General features: G+C 72.3%; 24 protein-coding genes and 1 tRNA gene. 13 read left to right on the top strand and 12 right to left on the bottom strand.

Features of this window, described 5'->3' with window-relative positions; genetic code table 11:
• Window positions 1–116 precede the first annotated feature (116 nt).
• Window positions 117–1,709 carry a helicase HerA-like domain-containing protein gene (locus MTF65_RS15905; RefSeq protein WP_243629342.1) on the bottom strand — a complete coding sequence of 531 codons (1,593 nt, stop codon included), beginning with the start codon at window positions 1,707–1,709 and terminating at the stop codon, window positions 117–119.
• A gap of 87 nt (window positions 1,710–1,796) precedes the next feature.
• On the opposite strand from MTF65_RS15905, the gene MTF65_RS15900 reads away from it, so the two are divergent.
• Together MTF65_RS15900 and MTF65_RS15895 are read left to right on the top strand one after the other, a co-directional pair.
• The gene (locus tag MTF65_RS15900) at window positions 1,797–2,093 is read left to right on the top strand and encodes a type II toxin-antitoxin system VapB family antitoxin (RefSeq protein WP_008740979.1); all 297 of its coding nucleotides are present in this window, start codon (window positions 1,797–1,799) and stop codon (window positions 2,091–2,093) included.
• 79 nt (window positions 2,094–2,172) lie between these two features.
• Window positions 2,173–2,823 carry a LytR C-terminal domain-containing protein gene (locus tag MTF65_RS15895; RefSeq protein ID WP_243629341.1) on the top strand — a complete coding sequence of 217 codons (651 nt, stop codon included), beginning with the start codon at window positions 2,173–2,175 and terminating at the stop codon, window positions 2,821–2,823.
• 71 nt (window positions 2,824–2,894) lie between these two features.
• Here MTF65_RS15895 and upp read toward each other — a convergent pair whose 3' ends face one another.
• Window positions 2,895–3,530, bottom strand: coding sequence for a uracil phosphoribosyltransferase (gene upp / locus MTF65_RS15890; RefSeq protein ID WP_243629340.1), 636 nt, complete (start codon window positions 3,528–3,530; stop codon window positions 2,895–2,897).
• 252 nt (window positions 3,531–3,782) lie between these two features.
• Between upp and MTF65_RS15885 the strand changes: the two genes are divergently transcribed.
• The 10 genes from MTF65_RS15885 to MTF65_RS15840 all read left to right on the top strand — a co-directional run bounded on the left by MTF65_RS15885 (window position 3,783) and on the right by MTF65_RS15840 (window position 10,854).
• Window positions 3,783–4,733 carry a universal stress protein gene (locus MTF65_RS15885; protein WP_308407174.1) on the top strand — a complete coding sequence of 317 codons (951 nt, stop codon included), beginning with the start codon at window positions 3,783–3,785 and terminating at the stop codon, window positions 4,731–4,733.
• Window positions 4,734–4,876: 143 nt separating this feature from the next.
• Window positions 4,877–5,071, top strand: a complete 195-nt coding sequence (locus MTF65_RS15880) for a hypothetical protein (protein WP_243629421.1) — start codon at window positions 4,877–4,879, stop codon at window positions 5,069–5,071.
• 563 nt (window positions 5,072–5,634) lie between these two features.
• Window positions 5,635–6,183, top strand: a complete 549-nt coding sequence (locus MTF65_RS15875) for a hypothetical protein (protein ID WP_243629339.1) — start codon at window positions 5,635–5,637, stop codon at window positions 6,181–6,183.
• 89 nt (window positions 6,184–6,272) lie between these two features.
• Complete coding sequence (gene tadA / locus MTF65_RS15870; RefSeq protein WP_243629420.1) at window positions 6,273–6,701, top strand: tRNA adenosine(34) deaminase TadA; 429 nt, start codon at window positions 6,273–6,275, stop codon at window positions 6,699–6,701.
• Between the two features lie 59 nt (window positions 6,702–6,760).
• A tRNA-Ser gene (locus MTF65_RS15865) sits at window positions 6,761–6,845 on the top strand.
• Window positions 6,846–6,984: 139 nt separating this feature from the next.
• Complete coding sequence (locus tag MTF65_RS15860) at window positions 6,985–7,272, top strand: hypothetical protein (RefSeq protein WP_243629338.1); 288 nt, start codon at window positions 6,985–6,987, stop codon at window positions 7,270–7,272.
• 259 nt (window positions 7,273–7,531) lie between these two features.
• The gene (locus MTF65_RS15855; RefSeq protein WP_243629428.1) at window positions 7,532–7,693 is read left to right on the top strand and encodes a hypothetical protein; all 162 of its coding nucleotides are present in this window, start codon (window positions 7,532–7,534) and stop codon (window positions 7,691–7,693) included.
• A gap of 263 nt (window positions 7,694–7,956) precedes the next feature.
• Entirely contained in the window at window positions 7,957–8,931 is a 975-nt protein-coding gene (locus MTF65_RS15850) for an RNA polymerase sigma factor SigF (protein WP_374207237.1), read from the top strand.
• 221 nt (window positions 8,932–9,152) lie between these two features.
• Window positions 9,153–9,995, top strand: coding sequence for an RNA polymerase sigma factor SigF (locus MTF65_RS15845; protein ID WP_243629336.1), 843 nt, complete (start codon window positions 9,153–9,155; stop codon window positions 9,993–9,995).
• 49 nt (window positions 9,996–10,044) lie between these two features.
• Entirely contained in the window at window positions 10,045–10,854 is an 810-nt protein-coding gene (locus tag MTF65_RS15840; protein WP_243629335.1) for a hypothetical protein, read from the top strand.
• 63 nt (window positions 10,855–10,917) lie between these two features.
• On the opposite strand, the gene MTF65_RS15835 is transcribed toward MTF65_RS15840, so the two are convergent.
• On the bottom strand, window positions 10,918–11,151 hold the full coding sequence (locus tag MTF65_RS15835) for a hypothetical protein (protein ID WP_243629334.1): 234 nt from the start codon (window positions 11,149–11,151) through the stop codon (window positions 10,918–10,920).
• A gap of 537 nt (window positions 11,152–11,688) precedes the next feature.
• On the opposite strand from MTF65_RS15835, the gene MTF65_RS15830 reads away from it, so the two are divergent.
• Window positions 11,689–13,347, top strand: coding sequence for an MDR family MFS transporter (locus MTF65_RS15830; RefSeq protein WP_243629333.1), 1,659 nt, complete (start codon window positions 11,689–11,691; stop codon window positions 13,345–13,347).
• Here MTF65_RS15830 and MTF65_RS15825 read toward each other — a convergent pair.
• From MTF65_RS15825 to MTF65_RS15785, 9 genes are all read right to left on the bottom strand, one after another.
• Complete coding sequence (locus MTF65_RS15825; RefSeq protein ID WP_243629332.1) at window positions 13,344–13,952, bottom strand: TetR/AcrR family transcriptional regulator; 609 nt, start codon at window positions 13,950–13,952, stop codon at window positions 13,344–13,346. The two genes, MTF65_RS15830 and MTF65_RS15825, sit on opposite strands and share 4 nt — an antisense overlap.
• A 99-nt stretch (window positions 13,953–14,051) precedes the next feature.
• A complete protein-coding gene (locus MTF65_RS15820) occupies window positions 14,052–16,322 on the bottom strand; it encodes a glycosyltransferase family 39 protein (RefSeq protein ID WP_243629331.1) in 2,271 nt (756 codons plus the stop codon).
• Window positions 16,319–17,596 (bottom strand): glycosyltransferase, encoded by a 1,278-nt coding sequence (locus MTF65_RS15815; protein ID WP_243629330.1) that lies wholly within the window; start codon window positions 17,594–17,596, stop codon window positions 16,319–16,321. Before MTF65_RS15815 ends, MTF65_RS15820 begins: the two co-directional genes overlap by 4 nt.
• Before the next feature lie 25 nt (window positions 17,597–17,621).
• Window positions 17,622–19,232, bottom strand: coding sequence for a sensor histidine kinase (locus tag MTF65_RS15810; protein WP_374207236.1), 1,611 nt, complete (start codon window positions 19,230–19,232; stop codon window positions 17,622–17,624).
• Window positions 19,232–19,999: a response regulator transcription factor gene (locus MTF65_RS15805; RefSeq protein WP_243629328.1), complete on the bottom strand. Its 768-nt coding sequence runs from the start codon at window positions 19,997–19,999 to the stop codon at window positions 19,232–19,234. The genes MTF65_RS15810 and MTF65_RS15805 overlap by 1 nt, the downstream gene beginning before the upstream one ends.
• Window positions 20,000–20,086: 87 nt before the next feature.
• Window positions 20,087–20,968, bottom strand: coding sequence for an amidohydrolase family protein (locus MTF65_RS15800; protein WP_243629327.1), 882 nt, complete (start codon window positions 20,966–20,968; stop codon window positions 20,087–20,089).
• The gene (locus MTF65_RS15795; RefSeq protein WP_243629326.1) at window positions 20,949–21,290 is read right to left on the bottom strand and encodes an antibiotic biosynthesis monooxygenase; all 342 of its coding nucleotides are present in this window, start codon (window positions 21,288–21,290) and stop codon (window positions 20,949–20,951) included. The genes MTF65_RS15800 and MTF65_RS15795 overlap by 20 nt, the downstream gene beginning before the upstream one ends.
• 127 nt (window positions 21,291–21,417) lie before the next feature.
• Complete coding sequence (locus MTF65_RS15790; RefSeq protein WP_243629325.1) at window positions 21,418–22,380, bottom strand: DUF2797 domain-containing protein; 963 nt, start codon at window positions 22,378–22,380, stop codon at window positions 21,418–21,420.
• The gene (locus MTF65_RS15785) at window positions 22,377–22,811 is read right to left on the bottom strand and encodes an Lrp/AsnC family transcriptional regulator (RefSeq protein ID WP_243629324.1); all 435 of its coding nucleotides are present in this window, start codon (window positions 22,809–22,811) and stop codon (window positions 22,377–22,379) included. Before MTF65_RS15785 ends, MTF65_RS15790 begins: the two co-directional genes overlap by 4 nt.
• Window positions 22,812–22,889 lie beyond the last annotated feature (78 nt).

The raw sequence follows: 22,889 nt of genomic DNA, 5'->3' as shown, positions 1-22,889 counted from the left end.
GGCGCCCCCCGGGGGGGTCGCCCGGGGGGCGCCCGGCGGGGGTCGCCCGGATCCGGGCAGGTGCGGCGAACCCGGGGAGTAGGGCGGCCCCCGGGGGTTCCGTGCCACCTGCGGAGCTATCGGCGGCGTTTGGCCGTGCCGAAGATTGAGCGGGAGATCTCCCGGCCCAGCTGTGTCCCGATCGAGCGGGTCAGGGAGCGGAAGAGTCCGCTCCCCACCACCTGTTCGGCCAGCGAGGGTTCCGGCTTCGGCGGCGCGCCCCGGGCGGTCTTCCGCTCCGCCCCCGCCTGTTTCTCCGCCTCCGCCGAGGCCGCCGCGGCCGCCTCGGCCTCGGCCTCGGCCTCGGCGGCCGCCTGCTCGGCGCTGATCTTCTCGTACGCCGACTCCCGGTCGATCGGCTCGGCGTACCGCGCGTGGAGGGGGGAGGACGTCACGGCCCGCTCCAGGGCCGTCGCCTCGATCGGTCCCATCAGCGACCGCGGGGCCCGCAGCCGGGTCGCCGCCACCGGGGTCGGGGCGCCCTTCTCGCTGAGCACCGTGATCACCGCCTCGCCCGTGCCCAGCTGGGTCAGCAGCTCCTCCAGGTCGTACGGGGAGTTCGGGAAGGTCTTCACGGTGGCCTTGAGCGCCTTGGCGTCGTCCGGGGTGAAGGCGCGCAGCGCGTGCTGCACCCGGTTGCCGAGCTGGGCCAGCACGTCGGCGGGTACGTCCTTCGGGGTCTGGGTCACCAGGAACACGCCGATGCCCTTCGAGCGGATCAGCCGCACGGTCCGGGTGAGGGACTCCAGGAAGGCCTTGGAGGCGCCGTTGAACAGCAGGTGCGCCTCGTCGAAGAAGAAGACCAGCTTGGGCTGTTCCAGGTCGCCGACCTCCGGCAGGTCCGTGTAGAGATCGGCCAGCAGCCACATCAGGAACGTGGAGAACAGCTGCGGCTTGTCCTGGACCGCCGGGAGTTCCAGTACGGAGACCAGCCCGCGCCCGTCCGGGGCCGTCCGCAGGAAGTCGGCGGTGTCGAACTCGGGCTCCCCGAAGAACTCCCCGGCGCCCTGCTGTTCGAAGGCGGTCAGTGCCCGCAGGATCACCCCGGCCGTCGCCGTGGACAGCCCGCCGATGCCCTTGAGCTCGGCCTTCCCCTGGTCGGAGACGAGGAAGGCGACGACCGCCCGCAGGTCCTTGAGGTCGATCAGCTCCAGGCCCTTGGCATCGGCGTAGTGGAAGATCAGGCCGAGCGACTGCTCCTGCGTCCGGTTGAGCTGGAGCACCTTCGACATCAGCACCGGGCCGAAGCCCGTGACGGTGGCCCGCACCGGAATGCCGGAGCCGATCCCGCCCAGTGCGTAGAACTCGCTGGGACAGCCGGTGGCTTCCCAGGTCTGGCCCACCTCCCCGGCCCGCGCCGTGACCCTCTCGTTCGCCACACCCGGCGCCGAGATCCCGGACACGTCGCCCTTGATGTCCGCGAGGAAGACGGGGACGCCGGCCGCCGACAGCTGCTCGGCGATGAGCTGGAGCGTCTTGGTCTTGCCGGTGCCGGTGGCGCCCGCGACGAGGCCGTGCCGGTTGAGCATCGACAGCGGAATCCGGATCTGCCGGTCGGGCAGGCAGGCGCCGTCCCAGAGCAGGGCGCCCAGTTCGAGGGCGGGTCCGGTGAAGGCGTACCCGGCGGCGATCTGATCGGCCGGGGACGCGGGGTCGCTGCTCTCGCTCATGATCACTCCCGAATTAGGGCTGATTGCCACTTTTGCACCCTGAATGCGAGGCTGCGCCCGCAGGCACCGGCCCGGTAGGCTTTCCGTGTGATCTTCAAGCGCATCGGAAGCGGGCGGCCGTACCCCGACCACGGCAGGGAAACCACCCGGCAGTGGGCGGATGTCGCCCCGCGCCCGGTCCGGCTCGACCAGCTCGTGACGACCAAGGGCCAGCTCGACCTCGAAACGCTGCTCGCCGAGGACTCCACCTTCTACGGCGACCTCTTCGCGCATGTCGTGAAGTGGCAGGGCGACCTCTACCTGGAGGACGGGCTGCACCGCGCCGTGCGCGCGGCCCTGCAACAGCGCCAGGTGCTGCACGCACGCGTCCTTGAGATGGACTGATTGCGCCTTTCGGGTCTGCCTTACCCGATCAACAGATCATTTAGTAGGCATCGTTCCGGTACCGCACTACGCTGCGCCCATGAGCATGCTCACTCCCCCCGGCATGGGCGGAAAGTACCGCGTAACGGGAGCCGCCTACCCCCGCATGAGCCGTCCGCGGCGACGCCGTCGGATCGTGTTCGCCCTGCTCGGATCGGTCCTCGCGCTCGCCCTGCTCGGCTACGGGGCTCTGCAGCTCATCGACGTGTTCCGCGGCGACACCGCCAAGCGGAACACGGCCGCTGGCACCAAGGACTGTCCGACCACCGCGCCCAAGGCCGGCCCGGCCGCGTCGCCCAAACCGGCTGTCGTACTGCCCCCGCCCGGCGAGATCAAGGTCAACGTCTACAACGCGACCCCGCGCGCGGGCCTGGCCAAGGCCGTCGGCGACGAACTGCGCAAACGCGGCTTCGTCGTGGTCGACGTGGGCAACGCCCCCGCCGACTTCGACAAGAAGGTGCCCGGCACCGGAATACTGCTGGGCTCCCCGACGACCGACAAGGCGGCCTATTCCGTCCTCGGAACCCAGCTCGCCGGGGCCACCCAGCAGACCGACACCCGCGAGACCGAGGAGATCGACCTGATCCTCGGCGACGCCTTCAAGGAGCTCAGTACCAAGGAGGACGCGGACAAGGCGCTGGCCGTACTGGCCAACCCCGCGCCCGTGCCCGCGCCCACCAAGAAGTGCTGATCCGACTCGCGTGAGTCGCGCGTCCTACTCGGCCTACTCGGCCTACTCGGCCGAGCCGTACATCGCGCGTCCTACTCGGCCGAGCCGTACATGCGGTCGCCCGCGTCGCCCAGGCCCGGCACGATGTAGCCCTGCTCGTTGAGCCGCTCGTCCACGGCGGCCGTCACCACCGTCACCGGCGTACCCGCGAGCTCGCGCTCCATGACCTCGACGCCCTCGGGCGCGGCCAGCAGCACCACGGCCGTGACGTCGTCGGCGCCGCGCTTGATGAGCTCGCGGATCGCCGCGACGAGGGTGCCGCCGGTCGCGAGCATCGGGTCGACCACGTACACCTGGCGCCCGGAGAGGTCCTCCGGCATGCGCGTGGCGTACGTGGAGGCCTCCAGGGTCTCCTCGTTGCGGACCATGCCGAGGAAGCCCACCTCGGCGGTCGGCAGCAGGCGCACCATGCCGTCCAGCATGCCGAGGCCGGCGCGCAGGATCGGGACGACGAGCGGGCGCGGGTGCGACAGCTTCACGCCGGTGGTCGGGCCGACCGGGGTGTCGATGTCGGCCTGCTCGGTGCGCACGTCGCGGGTGGCCTCGTAGGCGAGCAGGGTCACCAGCTCGTCGGCGAGCCGCCGGAAGGTGGCGGAGTCGGTGCGCTTGTCGCGCAGTGTGGTCAGTTTGTGCGCCACCAAGGGGTGATCGACGACCTGCAAACGCACAACATCCTCCAAGACTCAAGCTTCGGGTTTTCGACCTGCGACCTGCGCAAACGGCCGCAACACGCGACCCACGCCCAAAAGGCTACGCGGTGAGCGGACCCGAAGCGTCCGCGCGGGTGTACGACGGCCCGACTGCCTGGGATGCGGGCTGGGGTGCGAGCTGGGGTGCGAGCTCGGACACGGGCTGGGACGCGGGCTGGGATGCGGGCTGCCCGGGATGCGCCCGGCCGCGATGCCCCGCACCCTTGACGGGTGAGCAACGCAGTGACGGGCAACGGAATGGTGATCGCGGCCGTCGACGGATCCGAGCACAGCCTCAGGGCCCTGGAGTGGGCCCGGGCCGCGGCGATCCGGCACGACACGGGGCTGATGGTCGCCCATGTGCTGCCCGACCACTCCCAGTTGTACGCCGGCCGGCGCGCCGCCCTCGACGCCGCCTCCGAGCGGACGAAATTCGTCGATCCGGTGACCGAGCAGCTACGGACCCTCCTCGCGCGGGCCCCCGAGCTGCCGGCGGAGGTGCGGTACGAGTCCCTGGAGGGCTCCGTTCCCGAGGCGCTCCGGGTGATCGGCTCGGGCGCCCGGATGCTGGTGATGGGGTCCCGGGGGCGCGGCGGGTTCGCCACGCTGCTGCTCGGCTCGAACAGCCGGGCCGTGGCCACGACGGCGCCGTGCCCGGTGGTGGTGGTCCCGCACGAGGCGCGGAGTGCGGCCGCCTCCGAGGAGGCATCGGCCGGCCGGGTGGTGCTCGGACTGCACGCGGCGGAGACGGCCGACGACGTGGTGGCCTTCGCCTTCGCGGAAGCGGCCGCGCGGGGGACCGCTGTCCAGGTGGTCTCGGCGTACGCCGTGCCGCCCTCGCCGGTCGCGCTGATCGACTCGCCCTTCGCGGTGATCACGCCCGAGGGGCTGGCGGACGGCGTGGAGGCGGTGCCGGCCGAGACGGAGATGCTGCGGGCCCAGACGGAGCGGCTGGACCCGTTCCGGGCCCGGTACCCGGACGTGCCGGTCGAGCAGGCCGCGGTGCCGGGGGACGCGGCGGGGCGGCTGGTGGACGCCTCGCGGTCGGCGGCCCTGGTCGTGGTGGGGCGCCACCACCCGCGCGTCCGGTCGCTGCTGATCGGGTCGGTGGCGAACGCGGTGCTCCAGCACGCGCACGGCCCGGTGGCCGTCGTCCCGACACTCAAGGACGACGGCACGTGACCGTCTGCCCCGTCTCACCTGTCCCACCTGTCTGACCTGCGCTTGAGTGGCATCAATCCGGCCATCGGGGGGAAGGTGGGGTGCGGGGGGACTGCTTCGCGCCGGCGGAGGAGGACGACCGGACCAGCCCGGGGTGGTGGCCGATGCCCGACGTGCAGCCGACGGACGAGAGCGACGAGTACGACGCGCCGGAAACCCCGGCGCAGCGCAGAGCGCGACGCGCGCAGTTCCTGCGCGACCTGATGGAGGCCCGCGAACTGCGCGACCGCGTCCAACCCCGCCGCGCCCGCGCGGCCCGCATGCGCCAACAAATGCGCATGCGCACCTTCCGCTGGTAGCCCACCCCCGAGCCTTCCGCCCCGCCGGCGCGGGGAGCCACCCGGCGGGTGCGACCCGAGACCCGCCTGTCCGCACCCCGGCAGCAGCCGGCGCCCGGGCGCCCCGCCGGCGCGGCTCATGGCCCGGACCGGCCCGCCCCTGGCCGGCCGACCGCTCCGCGCGGGACACCGGGCCCAGGCCCGGTCGCGCCCCCGAGACTGCGCCAGCTGCACCGGGCGGCAGCCGGTGCCCGGGCGCGGGCGTCGGCGGGGCAGTGGGGGTGTCGGCCGGTGGCCGGGTACGCCACACGCAGCAACCGGCACGCCGGGCGGCGAAGCGGATCCGGCGCGGCCGTACCGGCGCCGCGGGACGGCACCCCGAGCTGCCGTCACGCACCCCCCGTACAACCCGCGGAGCGCACGGCACGGCACGACGCAGCGCGGAAGACCTCTCGCAAAGCCGCTGTTTCTGCCACGATGCCGATTGGGCGGGGCATGAACGGCGAGCACGGCGGCCGTTCGACCCCAACCTCCGGCCGGGGGGACCTCCAACCGGCACGCCTATGACCAGTGGGAGAGTCACGGTGTATTTCGCCGCACTGCTCGCGCGCACCGAAGACGGGTGGGAAGCGAGCGACATGGAACTCGACGCTGTCGAGTCTCTGAGTGATCTGATCGATCTCGCCCGGTCCGCCGCTGTCGACGACGACACGGTGGTCGCCCTCATCGAGCAGGAGGACGCCTGGTTCGGCGTCATCCGCGTGGACGGCGAGGAGGACCCGCGGTACTTCGTATCGAACGCCTCCGCGGCCTCCCGCAGCTCCTACGGCTCGATGCTGACCGACGAGCTGCTGGGCAGCGACGAGGAGGACGACGAACTCGACGAGCTGGACCTGGACGGCACCGAGGACGGCGAGGAAGACGCGATCGCCGCTTTCACGGACGAGGACGACGACGCGGACGAGGAGGGCGGGACCGGCGCGGAGCCGGTGCCGGCCGGTCCGCTCGGTGATCCCCGGCTGCTGGACGACCTCGGGGTGAGCCACAAACAACTGATGACCCTCGACGGGGACCCCCTCACGGAGATCGCCGACTCGCTCGGCGCCACCGAGGTGCTGGAGGCCGTCCGCTAGTGACCGACCCGCACGCGACCTCTCCGCACCACTCCGATCCCGATCCCGATGCCGATGCCGATCCCGTCCGGGACCCCTGGCGGCCCTCCATGCGCCTGGCGCTCCAGGAGGCCGCCCGGGCGGTACCGGCCGGCGATGTGCCGGTCGGTGCCGTCGTGCTCGGCCCGGACGGGGAGCTCCTCGCCACCGGGTACAACGAGCGGGAGGCCACCGGCGATCCCACGGCGCACGCCGAGGTACTGGCGCTGCGCCGGGCGGCCGCCCAGCTCGGGGAATGGCGGCTTCCGGGGTGCACCCTGGTGGTCACCCTGGAGCCGTGCGTGATGTGCGCGGGCGCGCTCGTGCAGTCGCGGGTGGCCCGGCTCGTCTACGGCGCGGGGGACGAGAAGGCGGGCGCGGCGGGGTCGCTGTGGGACCTCGTACGGGACCGCAGGCTCAACCACCGGCCCGAGGTGATCCGCGGGGTGCTGGCGCGGGAGTGCGCCCGGCAGCTGACGGACTTCTTCCGGGAGCGGTGAGGAGGGCCACGCGGTCCCGAGTTGCGAAGCACTCCCCACCTTGGGCTAGGATCTCTCCCGGTAGTGTGTCCGAGTGGCCGAAGGAGCTCGCCTCGAAAGCGAGTATGGGGCAACCCATCGGGGGTTCAAATCCCTCCACTACCGCTCTTGATCGAGAGCCTCGTCCCGCAAGGGCCGGGGCTCTCGGAGTTTTCCGGGCCTCGCGCCGCGCCGAACGGCTTCCGCGGCGCCCCTCCGGGGGACGACCGCGTGACCCGGCCGCCCGCTCGGCCGTTGTCACGGCATGACCAAGACCCAGCGCATGCTCGCCGCCATCGCCCTCGCGGGCGCCGCCGCGGGCCTCGCCGCTCCGGCCGCCTCCGCCGCCCCGATCGCCCCCCTTACCCTTCCGGACCTGCCGACGGCCGCCCCGGGCATGCCGGAGGGGGCCACCCCGCATTCCGTCCAGGACATCGGCGCCAAGCTCAACGACCTGAACCAGCTCAACCAGCTGATGGACCTGCCGAACCAGCTGGCGCCCGTGATCGCCCCCGTACAGCCGCTCACGGACCTGGCCGGCGCCATCCAGTAGAGCGACGGCGCGATCGGTCCGCAACGCGTCGAAATACGCGGCGCATACGCGTCGAAGGCCCCGACCGGGATCGGTCGGGGCCTTCGACGTGGTCGACGCGGTCGACGTGGTCAATCCCGCGCGCCCCGCGCCCCCGGGCGGACCGGGAAAGGACCTGGAGTGCCAGGTCCTTGGTACTTAAAGACCGGGTGAGTGTCCAAACCCGACCGGTTAGACTCACCCGACTTTGCAGTACCGGTTGGGGAGGCCGACACCGCTCGTGGAGACCAAGAAGCTCGTCATGGGCGCGCTCGTCGTGTTCGCACTCTTCGTGATCATCACCCAGCCGGTCAAGGCGGCCGATCTCGTGCTCATCGGCTTCCAGGGCATCTCGGACGCCGCTTCCGCGATCGGCGAGTTCATGACCGAACTGGTGCGCTGACCCCCTACGCTGAATCGGTTCTTCGGACGCCCCGGCCCCCCACTCGCACACGTGGGGGGCTTTTCGCGCTCCGTACGGTCCGGCTCCAGGTCCGGGGCCGTGTGCGGCGGTAGCCTGCACCTCCCGATATGCCCAACTTGCCTTCAACACGGCGATATACGGTGCTTGCGCCCAGTACACATGTCTTGTGATGCTATGACCGGTTTTGACAGATAGTTGACTGAAGGGGTGGCGTGACCGTGCCGGCCAGTACTGCGCCTCAAGTGCCACCCCAGCAGGACCCCTCGCAGGACGCCCCGCAGGAGGCCGCGCACGACGCCCCGCGGGAACCCCCGCACGACACCGGGCGCACCCCGCACGATGCGGGGCGCACTCCGCACGACACCGGGCGCTCCCCGCACGACTCCCAGGTCCCGGCCCAGCACGACGCCCCGCAGGAGCCGCCACCCGCCCCGGCCCCCCAGCGACCCCAGAGCCGGGGCGCGGACACCCGGGCCCTCACCCAGGTCCTGTTCGGGCAGCTGAAGGGCCTCCAGCCCGGCACCGGGGAGCACCACCGGGTGCGCGGCGCCCTGATCGAGGCCAACCTCCCGCTCGTGCGGTACGCGGCAGCCCGCTTCCGCAGCCGCAACGAGCCGATGGAGGACGTGATCCAGGTCGGCACCATCGGCCTCATCAACGCCATCGACCGCTTCGACCCGGACCGCGGGGTGCAGTTCCCGACGTTCGCCATGCCGACCGTCGTGGGCGAGATCAAGCGGTACTTCCGCGACAACGTCCGCACCGTCCACGTCCCGCGCCGGCTCCACGAGCTGTGGGTCCAGGTCAACGCGGCCACCGAGGACCTCACCACGCTCCACGGGCGCACCCCGACGACGGCCGAGATCGCCGAGCGGCTGCGGATCACCGAGGATGAAGTGCTCTCCTGTATCGAGGCCGGGCGGAGCTACCACGCGACCTCCCTCGAAGCCGCCCAGGAGGGCGACGGGCTGCCCGGACTGCTCGACCGCCTCGGCTACGAGGACCCGGAGCTGGCCGGGGTCGAACACCGCGACCTCGTCCGCCACCTCCTCGTACAGCTGCCCGAGCGCGAGCAGCGGATCCTCCTCCTGCGGTACTACAACAATCTGACGCAGTCGCAGATCAGCGCGGAGCTGGGCGTCTCCCAGATGCACGTGTCCCGGTTGCTCGCCCGCAGCTTCGCCAGGCTGCGATCCGCAAACAGGATCGAGGCGTAACCGGAACGAGTGGAGATCCCTCCGCCGTTTCCCGACAGAACGGGCTCATTCCGGTCTGTCGCTGGAGATACTTGTCGACATGGCGCTACAGCGTGTTGCCGACATGTGACATTCTGCTGGAACCGCGTTTGCCGCAGCCCCGCCTCCGGTATTCAGGTGGAGGCTGCGTTCCTCCGACGGGCGCGCAGAGACGCGACCGTCCGCGACCTCAAGGGGGTGGCATGTCCGTAGACCAGGGCAGCTCCAAGGTGCTCACGCTCGTCAAGCGTGAGCTGCCGGCAGTGTCCAACCGCCGCTCGGAAGCCATCGACACCCGCACCCTGTCCCGCTCCCTCTTCCAGCGACTGGCCGCCCTGGACGCGGACAGCCCCGAACGGGCCTACGTACGCGACACCCTGATCGAGCTGAACCTGCCTCTGGTGCGGTACGCCGCGGCCAGGTTCCGCAGCCGCAACGAGCCGATGGAGGACATCGTCCAGGTCGGTACGATCGGCCTGATCAAGGCGATCGACCGGTTCGACTGCGAACGCGGCGTGGAGTTCCCGACGTTCGCGATGCCGACCGTCGTGGGCGAGATCAAACGATTCTTTAGGGACACCTCCTGGTCCGTGCGCGTCCCGCGCCGCCTCCAGGAGCTCCGCCTCGCCCTCACCAAAGCCAGCGACGAGCTCGCCCAGAAGCTCGACCGCTCGCCGACCGTGCCGGAACTCGCGGCCGTACTCGGGGTCTCGGAGGAGGACGTCGTCGACGGACTCGCCGTCGGCAACGCGTACACCGCTTCCTCGCTCGACTCGCCCTCCCCCGAGGACGAGGGCGGCGAGGGCTCGCTCGCGGACCGGCTCGGGTACGAGGACACCGCGCTCGAAGGCGTCGAGTACCGCGAGTCGCTCAAGCCGCTGCTCGCCAAACTCCCTGCCCGGGAACGGCAGATCATCATGCTGCGGTTCTTCGCGAACATGACGCAGTCGCAGATCGGCGAGGAGGTCGGCATCTCCCAGATGCACGTCTCCCGGCTGCTCACCCGCACCCTCGCGCAGCTGCGCGAGGGCCTGATCGGCGAGTAACCCTTCCCTCTGGGTTCAGATTTGACGTCCCGTCAGGAAAACTGACGCGATGCGAAAGGGACCACGAGGCACGTTCGCCCGGCTCGCCCTGTGCTGCACGGCCGCCGTCGCCCTCACCGGCTGCGGCGGCCCGGCGCGCGACGGCTACGCGGCCGTGGGCGCGGCGGCTCCGGGCCCCGAACGGGGCGCGGGGGAGAACGTGGCGCCCCGGGGCGAGGTCGAATTCCAGCCACTCTCCGCTCCGTCCGGCGCGGCCGGCTCATCGGCTTCGTCCAGTACGTCGGCCAGTGCGCCGGGGTCCGGTCCGTCGGGCGGCTCCACCGGAGGCGGAGCCACGCCCACCGCACCCGGGGATCCCGCCACGTCACCCGGCACCCCACCGGAGCCGGGCCGCCCCTCCACCCCGGGCGGAACCCCCGGGACGGCGAACGGGCCCGGACCTGAGCCGGGGACCGGGGCCGCGCAACCCGGGGGCACCACCGGCCCCTCAACACCGGCCACGCCGACCACACCCTCACCCACGCCCTCCACGCCGCCCGGCCCACCGGGCACACCGGCGAAGCTGACCCTGAGCCCCCCGGCCCGCGCGGCGGCTGCCGACCGGTGGTGCGAGCGGGTCACCGTCACCTTCACCAACACCGGGACGACAGCGGCCCGTTCGGGCACGGTGACCTTCGCGACACACATCATCGGGGCCCTGGGCATCGACTGGGCCACGATCACCACGACCCAGGCCCTGCCGGCGCCGATCGCGGGCGGCACGGCGAAGACCCAGACCTACACGGTCTGCGTGGAGGCCTGGCGCGTCCCCCTGGGAATGCGCGTGGAGACCCAGAAGGTCACGGCGACCTGGACCTGAGGCGCGACCTCAGCAGCCCCAGCAGCCCCAGCGGCCTCGTCGTCCCCAGCGGCCGCGTCGGTCTCAGTGCAGGACGACCCACAGGGCCGCGGCGAAGACCAGCGCGAGGGCGACGCCCACGCCGAGCCACACGCCCTTCTTCGAGCCCGTCTGCCGCTCGGCTCGCCGCTGCGCGCGGGCGCCGGGCCCGGCCTGCCGAGCCGGCGCGGCCTCTTCCACGAACGCCCGGAACATCTGAGTGCTGCCCGCGGGGTCGTAGGTGCCCTCGGGGGCCTGTGAGTTGTGGTTGTCAGCCATGGGTCAGGACCCTAGCGGGTTTTCCGATTCCTTTACCGGCCCCACCCCCCGATTAATTTGCCTGTAGCAACCATTCGTTTCTATGGTTGCTCTAAGCAACAAGACTGGGGGCAGCCCGCCGATCCAGGCTCTCGCCGAACTGGGTGCCCGCTACACCGGCGCGCTGGAGAGAGCCCCGGCGGACTTGGTCCGCCGAGGAAATCGTCGTACTCAACACCCTGCTGGCCCGACTCCGATCGAGCTTCTAAGACTTGATCCGTAATTCCCGAAGGAGGTACGGACTGCATCCGGTCGGCTGGTCCGGGCGCTCCGACGTGGTCACCTGGCGGTGTCTCATCCGGGGTTGCTCGGGGCCGTTCCGGAGTTCGGTGAGCAGAGGCCCGCAGTTCAACGGACTGCCGCAGGCGCCGCACCGGCAAGCCGGTGGTCAGAACCTCACGCGGTTGACTCACACTGGCCGTCTTCTCGGCCGCTACCGATCGTACCGGACCGGCAGGCCAGTGAATCGCGGAACACCTCTTAGACCAAAGGAAACGCATGGCTACGACCACACCCACCGGTGTGCGGGGAGACGGGCCGTCGCAGACCTCGTCCGACGGCGCACCCATGACCCATCCGCAGATCATGAAGGCGCTGTCCGGGCTGATGCTCGGCATGTTCGTGGCGATCCTGTCCTCCACGATCGTGTCCAACGCCCTGCCCCAGATCATCAGCGACCTCGGCGGCACCCAGTCCTCGTACACCTGGGTCGTCACCGCCGCCCTGCTGTCGATGACGGCCGCGACTCCCCTCTGGGGCAAGCTGTCCGACCTCTTCAGCAAGAAGCTGCTGGTCCAGATATCCCTGGTCATCTACGTGCTCGGCTCGATCGTGGCCGGTCTGTCCCAGAGCACCGGCACGCTCATCGCCTGCCGCGTCGTCCAGGGCATCGGCGTCGGCGGCCTGTCCGCCCTCGCGCAGATCGTGATGGCCGCGATGATCTCCCCGCGCGAGCGCGGCCGGTACAGCGGCTACCTCGGCGCGGTCTTCGCCGTCGCCACCGTCGGCGGCCCGCTGCTCGGCGGTGTCATCACGGACACCGACTGGCTGGGCTGGCGCTGGTGCTTCTACGTCGGCGTCCCGTTCGCGATCATCGCGCTGATCGTGCTCCAGAAGACGCTGCGGCTCCCGGTCGTCCGCCGCGACGTCAAGGTGGACTGGCTCGGCGCCTTCCTGATCAGCGGGGCCGTGTCCCTGCTGCTGATCTGGGTCACGCAGGGCGGGGACTCCTACGAGTGGATCTCCTGGCAGACCTGGGCGATGACCGGCGGCGCCGTGCTCCTCGGCCTGCTCTTCGTCCTCGTCGAGTCCCGCGCGAGCGACCCGATCATCCCGCTGCGGCTGTTCCGCAACAAGACCATCACCCTGGCCTCGGCGGCCTCGCTGTTCGTGGGCGTCGCGATGTTCTCGGGCACCGTGTTTTTCAGCCAGTTCTTCCAGCTGGCCCGCGGCGAGTCCCCGACGATGTCCGGAATCCTCACGATTCCGATGATCGGCGGACTCTTCGTCTCCTCCACCCTTTCCGGTCAGGTGATCACCAAGACCGGCAAGTGGAAGGCGTGGCTCGTCTCCGGCGGTGTGCTCCTGACGGCCGGACTCGGCCTGCTGGGCACCCTGCGGTACGACACCCCGTACTGGCACATCGCGATCTACATGGCGCTGACCGGTCTCGGCCTCGGCATGATGATGCAGAACCTCGTCCTCGCCACCCAGAACCAGGTGGCCCCCGAGGACCTCGGCGCTGCCAGCTCGGTCGTCACCTTCTTCCGCTCGCTCGGCGGCGCCATGGGCGTCTCGGCGCTCGGCGCGGTCATGGCCGACCGGGTCAGGCACTACGTCGAGGACGGCCTGGCCGCGCTCGGCCCGAAGGCGGCGGCCATGGGCCACGGCGGCACGGCCGGGGGCGGGATCCCCGACCTCGACAAGCTGCCCGCCCCGTTCCGTACGGTCGTCGAATCCGCGTACGGGCACGGCGTCGGCGATGTGTTCCTGTACGCGGCCCCGTTCGCGCTGCTCTCGCTGGTGCTGGTGGTGTTCATCAAGGAGGTCGCGCTGAAGTCGGAGCCCGCGGCCAACGCGCCGACGGAGGCCGGCTCCACGGACGCCGGCTCCACGGACGCCGAGGCTCCGGCCGCCACCCCGGTCCCCACCCCCTAAGGGGTCTTGGCCTCGATGCCCGCGATCAGGACGTCGAGCGCCAGGCCGAAATCCCCCTCGGGCGCCCGCCGGGCCGTGCCCCCGCAGCCGTGCAGGAAATGCGAGACGGCCAGGTGGGCGCCGGTCCGGCCGGCGTCCCCCAGGCCCGTCGCGTCGAGCAGCCGCTGAAGCGCGGCGTCGAAGGCCCGGGCGTGCGGGCCGATGTTCGGGTACGCGGCGGTGAGCGGAGCCAGCCACGGGTGCTCCGCCAGCAGCTCCCGGTAGCCGCAGGCCAGCGCCCGCAACCGGCCGGGCCAGGCATCCGGCTCCGACACGGCCGGGAGCGCGAGCTCGCCCAGGGCCCGGTCCAGGGCGAGTTCGAGCAGATCGTGCTTGGTGTCCACGTACCAGTACAGGGACATCGCGGTGACCCCCAGCTCCGCGGCCAGCCGGCGCATCGAGAACCGGGCCAGCCCCTCGGCGTCGAGCAGCCGCACCGTGGCGTCGGTGATCCGCTCCCGGTCGAGTCCGGACGGCGCCTCACTGCGGCGTCTGGCCGGGGCCGGGTGCCGGGCGGCCAGCCATACGCTGGTCCGGGGCTTTCCGGGATCAGCCGCGATCACCACGGAGGCACCCTCCTCACGACAGGTGGATCAGCCCGGAATGTCCGGTCCGCCCTCTTACTGCTCCTTGATGCTCTTCCTGATGCTAGGGGGTCCGGTGGATCAGGAGGTGGGTGCCGTCGGGGCCGTGAGGTCGTAGAAGGTGGCTCCGCCGACCGTGGTGACCTTGAAGTTGGCCTTCACCCAGTCCGAGATGGCGCTGCTGGTGCCGCCGCCGGGGCCACCGCCGGGGCCGCCGCGCATGGCCGGGCCGCCCTCCCCGCCGGCACCACCGTCGTTCTGCCCGATGAAGTAGTGGATCTTCCCGGCCTTGACGTACTCCTGGAACTTCGCGAGCGTCGGCGAGGGATCGCTCCCGTTGAACCCGCCGATCGGCATCACCGGCTCGCCCGACGCCAGTTGGTAGCTCGCCGCGTTCTGCGCACCGATGGCGGCCGCCGCCCAGGTGTACCTCCCCGCGTCCGCGCGCAGCGCGGCCTTGGCCTCGGCGCTCGCCGTCGTGCCGCTCAGCAGACCGCCGGGGCCGCCGATGGCGTTCTGAGGACCGCGCCTGCCCGAACCCGTACCGGTACCGGCCGTACCCGCACCGGTACCGCCGGGGACGCCCTGGTCGCCGGGGGCCGTCCGGCCCGGTCCGCCCTGGGGAGCGCCGTCTTGGCCGCCACCCTGCGGACCGCCCTGCTGCCCCTGCCGGGGCGCGAGCTGCGGGCCGCCGTCCTGGAGGGCGCCTTCGCCCGGGCGGGCGAACCGCATCCCGCCCGGACCACCCGAGACGGCGGGTCCGGCCGTCACGATCGAGCCGCCCCGCGCGGAGTCCACCGTGGTCAAGCAGTACGCGAGGGGGCCGGCCAGCGCCGCGCCCACACCCAGGACCGCCGCGCCCAGGACGAGCGGGCCGCCCGAACGGGAGCCGAGGGGCCGCCGCGATCCGAGGAGCAGCCCGGCGGCCGCGACGAGGCCGGCGACCAGCACCGTCCAGCGCAGCCACGGCAGATAGCCGGGGGCGCGCCCGAGCAGGACGTAGGACCAGTACGCGGTCAGGGCGAGGGTTCCGGAGAGGGCGAGGGCGGCGGCCGGGCTGCCCCGCTCCTCCCACAGCACGGCGACGCCCATGCCGACCAGCGCGGCCACGAACGGCGCCAGCGCGACGGTGTAGTACTCGTGGAAGATGCCCTGCATGTAGCTGAAGATCAGCCCGGTGATCAGCAGGCAGCCGCCCCAGGCCAGGAAGGCCGCCCGGGCCATGCTCGCCACGGAGTCGGTGGCCCGGCGGGCCCGCCAGGTGATCACCAGACCGGCCACGAGCATGATCAGGGCCGCCGGCAGCAGCCAGGAGATCTGGCCACCGATATTGCCCGAGAAGAGCCGGTCGATCCCGGTCTCCCCCCAGCCTCCTCCCCCGCCTCCCCCGCCGGCTCCGCCCGGGCGGCCGGCGCCCCCACCGCCGACGCTGCCCACCTCGTTGCCGTTGATCCGGCCGAGGCCGTTGTAACCGAGGGTCAGTTCCAGGAAGGAGTTGTTCTGCGAGCCGCCGATGTACGGGCGGGAGCCGGCCGGCCATAGCTCGACGATCGCCACCCACCAGCCGCCCGCCACCACCATGGCGAGACCCGCGAGCAGCAACTGGCCGAGCCTGCGGCGCAGCCGGGTGGGCGCGCACACGGCGTAGAGCAGGGCGAGCGGCGGCAGGATGACGAACGCCTGGAGGGTCTTGGTCAGGAAGGCGAAGCCGATCGCGACGCCGGCCCACACCAGCCACTTGGTGTGCGCTCCGTCGAGGGCGCGCAGGACGCAGTACACGGTGACCGTGAGCAGCAGGGTCAGCAGCGCGTCGGGGTTGTTGAAGCGGAACATCAGCGCGGCGACCGGTGTCAGCGCCAGAGCGGCGCCGCTCAGCAGCGCGGCCGGGGGCCCGAACTGGCGGCGTACGGCGGCGTAGAGCACGGCGGTCGTACCGACGCCCATCAGGGCCTGCGGGACGAGGATCTGCCAGGAGCCGAGTCCGAACAGCCGGACCGAGAGCGCCATCGGCCACAGGGCGACCGGGGGCTTGTCGACGGTGATGGAGTTGCCCGCGTCGGAGGAGCCGAAGAAGAAGGCCTTCCAGCTCTCGCTGCCCGCCTGAACGGCGGCGGAGTAGAAGGAGTTGGCGTACCCGGAGGCGCCCAGGTTCCACAGCAGCAGCGCGGCGGTGCCGACCAGCAGCGCGATGTACGCGGGGCGCTCCCAGCGGGGGCGCGCCGCGACGGCCGCCGTGGGCGGCACGGTCGGGGAGGTCGGGCCGGTCGGGGGTGTTGGGGAGGTCTGGGCGGTCGGGCCGGTCGGGGCCCGTTCCGGGATGGGGGCGCCCAGGGGCGGTACGGCCGTGGTCATCGGATGTCGTCCTTCTCGGGAGTGGCGCGCCGCTCGGGGAAGACCCAGGCGCGGAAGAGCAGGAAGCGCAGCACGGTGGCGGCGAGGTTGGCCGTGATCAGAACGGCCAGTTCGGTGCTGTGGGCGGACTGGGCGGGCACGGCCGCTTCGAGGGCGGCCAGCGAACCGCTGGTGAGGGCCAGCCCGATGCCGAACACCACCAGGCCCTGGGCCTGGTGGCGCACGGCCCGGTCCCGCCCGCGGACGCCGAAGGTGAGCCGGCGGTTGGCCGCGGTGTTGGCGACGGCGGAGAGCAGCAGGGCGGCGGCGTTGGCGGCCTGCGGCCCCGCCGCGGACCGGAACGCGGAGTACAGGAGCAGGTAGAGCAGGGTGCTGAGCAGCCCGACGGCGCAGAAGCCGAGGAGCTGGCGGGCCAGGCCGCGCGGTACCCCGGGCAGCGCGGTGCGGTCGCGCGGGTCGTCGCCGAAGGGGCGGGCGAGCCGGTCGAGCGGGAGCGCCCCGAGGGCCAGCGCCCTGCCCACCCGCCAGACGCCCTTGAGGTCCTCGGTGGCGGTGCGCACGATGTGGACGGTGGAGTCGGGATCGTCCACCCAGTCGACCGGTACCTCGTGGATCCGCAGCCCGGCCCGCTCGGCGAGCACGAGCAGCTCGGTGTCGAAGAACCAGCCGGAGTCCTCGACGAGTGGCAGCAGCCGCTCCGCGACCTCCCGCCGGATGGCCTTGAACCCGCACTGGGCGTCGCTGAACCGGGCGGCGAGGGAGGAGCGCAGGAGCAGGTTGTAGGCGCGGGAGACGAACTCCCGCTTCGCCCCCCGCACCACGCGCGAGGAGCGGGCGAGGCGGGTGCCGATGGCGAGGTCGGAATGACCGGAGATCAGCGGGGCGACCAGCGGTAGGAGCGCGTTGAGGTCGGTGGACAGGTCCACGTCCATGTACGCGAGGACGGGCGCCTCGGACCGGGACCACACGGTGCGCAGGGCGCGGCCCCGGCCCTTCTCCTCCAGCCGGGTGCTGCGGACCCCGTCGACGGTGGTGGCGAGGTCGGCCGCGACTTCGGGGGTGCGGTCGGTGCTCGCGTTGTCGGCGATCGTGATGCGGAAGGGGTACGGGAAGGTGCGGGTGAGGTGCTCGTGCAGCCGGCGCACACACGGCCCGAGGTCCTTCTCCTCGTTGAACACCGGGATCACCACGTCGAGTACGGGCATCCCCGGCACGGGCGCGAGGGGCGCCCGGGCCGGGAGGGCGCCGGGTCCGGGAGAGGTGTCGGTTGGCATGTACCGACCCTCGCCGGGCGGGCTGTCACCGCTGTGTGGTGAGCCTGTGGCCTGTCTGTGAGTCCGCCGGAGCGTCGCCGAGCGGGAGGAGGACCTCGAAGCGGGTGCGCCCCGGCTCGCTCGCGACCTCTACGCGTCCTTCGTGTGCCGAGACCACGGCCTCGACGATGGCGAGCCCGAGGCCCGTGGAGCCGGCGGCCCGGGAGCGGGAGGCGTCGCCGCGCGCGAAGCGCTCGAAGACATGGGGGAGCAGGACGGGCGGGATGCCGGGCCCGTCGTCCTCGATCCGCAGCCGGACGGCCCGTGTTTCACGTGAAACATGGGCGGTGACGGTGGTGCCCGGCGGCGTGTGGGTCCGGGCGTTGGCGAGGAGATTCACCAGGACCTGCTGGATCCGGGCCGGGTCCGCGCGGATGGGCGCCGGCCCGTCCGGGAGTTCCAGGCGCCAGTGGTGCGCGGGCCCGGCGGCCCGGGCGTCACTGACGGCGTCCACCACCAGCGGGGCGAGGTCCGTGTCGGCGCGGGAGAGCGGGCGGCCGGCATCGAGCCGGGCCAGCAGCAGCAGGTCCTCGACCAGGCCGGTCATCCGGGTGGCCTCCGACTCGATCCGGCCCAGGGCGTGCCGGGTGTCGGGGCCCGGCTCCTCCCGTCCCCGGCGGGTGAGCTCGGCGTAGCCCCGGATGGAGGCCAGTGGTGTGCGCAGCTCGTGGCTGGCGTCGGCGACGAACTGCCGGACCCTGGTCTCGCTCTGCTGGCGGGCGATCAGGGCCGAGGAGACATGGCCGAGCATCCGGTTCAGGGCGGCGCCGACCTGGCCGACCTCGGTGCGCGGGTCGGCCTCGGCGTCGGGCACCCGGTCGTGCAGGGCCGGTTCGCCGCTGTGCAGGGGGAGTTCGGAGACCCGGGTGGCGGTCGCGGCGACCCGGCGCAGTGGGCGCAGGGCGACGCCGACCAGGGCCTGCCCCGCGAGGGAGGCGGCGACGAGGCCGGCCAGGGTGACGAAGACCTCGACCGCGATCAAGGTGCGCACGGTGGAATCGACATCGCCGAGCGGGAAGCCGAGGGCCAGACTCCCGTCCGTGGCGGTCAGTACCCGGTAGCTGCCGAGGTCCGGCAGCTCCAGGTCCACCGGTCCGAACGCGCCCCGCGCGGTCGCTTTGCGGGCGGCCTTGGTGAGGGCCGCCGTCTGGGCGCCGGTGAGGGGCTGGCGGTGGTCCAGCGCGGGGCCACCGATGGCGTCGCTGCGGGCGGTGCCGGTGACGGTGCCGTCGGAGTCGAGGCGGATCCCGGCGGTACCCAGCGGGGTGCCGGGGGCCAGGACGAAGCCGAGGCTGCTCTCGTGGACCTGCTTTCCGCCGGGGCCCCGGGTGGCCATGACCACGGAGGTGTGCAGCTGGTCGTCGAGCTTGTCCACGAGGTACGAGCGCAGGGAGAGGGTGGTGACGGCGCCGATGGCCGCGCCCACCACGGCGATCAGCGCGACGGCGGAGACGACCAGCCGGGTCCGCAGGGACCAGGGACGCCGTAGCCGCAGGCGCCGCAGCGGGAGTCCGAGGCGCGGCCGCACGAGGCGCGGAAGCCCGAGACGCGGCTGCCCGAGGCGCGGCCGCCGGAGGCGCGGGAGCCTGGGCGCCACTACTCGGCCGGTTTGATCAGATAGCCGGCGCCGCGCCGAGTGTGGATCATCGGCGGCCGCCCGGTCCCGCTCTCCAGCTTCCGCCGCAGGTAGGAGATGTACAGCTCCACCACATTCGCCTGGCCGCCGAAGTCGTACGACCACACCCGGTCCAGGATCTGCGCCTTGCTCAGCACCCGCCGGGGATTGCGCATCAGGTACCGCAGCAGCTCGAACTCGGTGGCGGTCAGGTGGATCTCCTGGCCGCCCCGGGTCACCTCGTGGCTGTCCTCGTCCAGCCGCAGGTCCCCCACGGCCAGGACCGAGCTGCCGCGCGCCGCCTGCGCCGCGCCCGAGCGGCGGACCAGACCGCGCAGCCGGGCCACGACCTCCTCCAGGCTGAACGGCTTGGTGACGTAGTCGTCGCCGCCCGCCGTCAGGCCCGCGATGCGGTCCTCGACGGAGTCCTTGGCGGTCAGGAACAGCACGGGGACCTGCGGGATCTCCCGCCGCAGCTGCCCGAGGACCGCCAGCCCGTCCATGTCGGGGAGCATGATGTCGAGGACGACCACGTCCGGGCGGAACTCCCGTGCCACCCGCACCGCACCCGCCCCGTCGCCCGCGCTGCGGACCTCGCAGCCCTCGTAGCGCAGGGCCATGGAGAGCAGCTCGGAGAGCGAGACCTCGTCGTCGACGACGAGCACCCGGCAGGGGCCGCCGTCGGGCCGCACGAGGGCCGTGGGATTGCTGGTGGACGTGGACGCGTGGGAGGTGGTCGTCGCTGTCATGGGACCACGCTGACCGGCGGCTCTGAGAGCGTTCTTGGCCCTCCCTGTGAATTTCCTGAGAACTGCGACGTCCCGGGGAAGCGGCCGTCAGCCGAGACGGAAGAGCCGGGCCCCGTTGTCGTGGCAGACGGCGCGCAGCCAGTCGTCGCCCAGCCCGAGGCGTTCGAGGGCGTCGAGCTGGTGCTCGTAGGGATAGGGAATGTTCGGGAAGTCGGTGCCGAGCAGGATCCGGTCCCCGAGGTCGGCGAGCCTGCCCAGGTCGCCGGACGGGAACCCGCTGAACTGCTCGGAGAAGTCGGTGAAGGCCATGGTGGTGTCGAGGCGGACCTCGCCGTACCGGTCGGCCAGGTCGAGGAAGTCGGCGTACTCGGGCATACCCATGTGCGCGATGACGAGCAGCAGCCGGGGATGCCGGGCCAGCAGCCGGGCGATCGGCTCGGGTCCGGTGTGCTTGCCCGGGACGGGCCCCGAACCGCAGTGGATCACGGTCGGGACGCCGGCCTCCGCCAGCAGCCCCCAGACCGGTTCGAGGCGGTCCTCGTTCGGGTCGTAGCCGCCCACCTGGAGGTGCGCCTTGAAGATCCGGGCCCCCGCCTCCACGGCCTGCCGGACGTACGCGGCGACGCCCTCCTCCGGGAAGAAGGTGGCGGTGTGCAGGCAGTCGGGAGTGCGGGCGGCGAAGTCGGCGGACCAGGAGTTGAGCCAGGCCGCCATCGCGGGCTTGTGCGGGTAGAGCATTGCGGTGAAGGCCCGCACCCCGAACTCCCGCAGCAGCGCGACCCGCTGCTCCTCCTCGTGCCGGTAGGTGATGGGCCACTCGACCCCGGTCAGCGGGCCGACCGCGTCGAAGTAGTCCCACACCTTGTCCAGGACCCGCTCGGGCATGAAGTGCGTGTGGACGTCCACCAGGCCCGGCAGTCCGAGCCGCTCCCGGAAGGCGCGGACCGCCTCAGCCGTCTTCGCGGACAAAGCCGTGGCTCCGCTCGACGGTCGCGACGTGCAGGGTGTAGCTCTCGTACCAGTCGGCGCGGCCCTGCTTCATGGCCGCCTGGTGCTCCAGGTTCTCGCGCCAGGCGGCCAGGGATTCGTGGTCGCGGAAGTAGGCGACGGTGATGCCGAGGCCGCCGGGGGTGCGGGCGGCCTCGTAGCCGAGGAAGCCGGGGTTGGCGCGGACGATCTCGTTCATCCGGGCGTTCGTCTCCGGGTAACCGGTGTCGTCAGGGGTGCGGACGTTGGTGAAAACGGCCATCAGGTACGGCGGTTCGAACGCGGGTACGGGCTGGATGCTCATGACCACCACCCTCGGCGGCGGCCCCCTGGCATGTCCACCGGAAAGCGGCCCCGGAGGCCAAAGGGATCCAAGTTTTGACCTTGGACCGGTCACGCGGCCCTGGGCGGACCGTGGTGCGGCGGGGGCCTCAGAACAGCCCGTCCTGCTCGGCGGCGGGCCCGGCGGCAGCGATCTCCGCCACGGGCACGGGCACGGGTACGTCGGTCCCGGCGCCGGCGTCGGCGGTCGCGGGTGCGACCAGTTCCCAGCCGGCCAGCAGCCGGGTGTCCACCACGAGGCCGTCCGCGAAGTGCAGATCCGGACCGGCCGCACCCACCAGCCGGCCCGCCACGGTCCCGCCGGGCACCATCTCGGTGATCACCCGGGCGGGGGTCGGCAGCCCCGGCAGCCCGAACGCCTCGGCATGGTCGGTGACTTCGCACCCCATCCGCTCCAGCGACTCCGGCCATCCGGACAGCGCCGCGGCCCGGGCGTGCAGCTCGGCGACCTCCCCGGCCCGCTCGGCCGCCGGCGGCAGGTGGGCCCGTACCGCGCGCTTGCGGGCGTACGCGATCCGGTCGGGCACACCCAGCGCCGCCCGCAGCAGCTCCTCGGTACGGCGGGTGGCCATCAGCGGCCCCCGCCCGAGCCAGGTCCAGGTCACCGCGCCCTGCTCCAGCAGCCGGGTCGCGCCCCGCTCCTCGGCGGTGATGCCGACCTTGACCATCCCGGGTCCGAACCAGGCCAGATACACCCGGTAGGTGCGCGGATCAGCGGCGTTGGTGTCGGCGGCCACCGAGAACGACCGGTCCAGGCGGGCGCACTCGGGGCACTGGGCGCTCCCGGCCCGCCCGGGCACGGTCCGGGCCGTCGGACACGCGGTCCGCTTCCCGGCCCGCCGCACGCCGAGGCAGTGCCGCTCCCCCCGGGCGGCGAACGCGAGCGGCTGCCCGTACCCGAGCACGCTGGTCCGCTCCCCGCGCCCGTCCGCGCGCCACTCCCCGCGCCCGTCCCCGCGTCCCGCCGCGCGCTCTTCGTCGCGCCCCTCCTCGTACCAGCCGATGGCCGGGCGCCCGTCGCTCCACCGGATGCCGGTGCACCGCCAGGTCACAGCGGGAGGGGGCGCTCGAAGAAGGTCTCCAGGACGACCGTCGCGTGCGTGCCGCTGACACCTTCGATGGCGTAGAGACGGCGCAGCACGTCCTGCAACTGCTCGGTCGACGCCGTGCGCACCTTCACCAGCACGGAGGCGCTGCCCGCGATGATGTGCGCCTCCTGGATCTCGGCGATCTTCTCGAAGGCGGCCGCGGAGTCCCCCATCCACGCGTTGGAGTCGACCATCACGTAGGCCAGCACCCCGCTCCCGACGGCCGTCGGATCCACCTCGATCGTCGTCCGCCGGATGACCCCGCGCTCGCGCAGCTTGCGCACCCGCTCGTGGGTTGCCCCGGCCGATAGCCCGACGGCCGCGCCGAGGGCGGCGTAGGACTGGCCCGCGTCCTGCTGCAGGCGCTGGACGAGCGCCCGGTCGATGTCATCCACGCGTTTCTTCCTCCCACCGGCCCGCCGACTCTTGCGAAGACGGTACCTGATCCTGCAATCTCACCTTCACGCCGAACA

It is taken from the genome of Streptomyces sp. APSN-46.1 (assembly GCF_022815725.1).
Lineage (GTDB): Bacteria > Actinomycetota > Actinomycetes > Streptomycetales > Streptomycetaceae > Streptomyces.
Note: the sequence above shows the minus strand (reverse complement) of the source record. Positions and strands in the feature narration are given on the sequence as shown.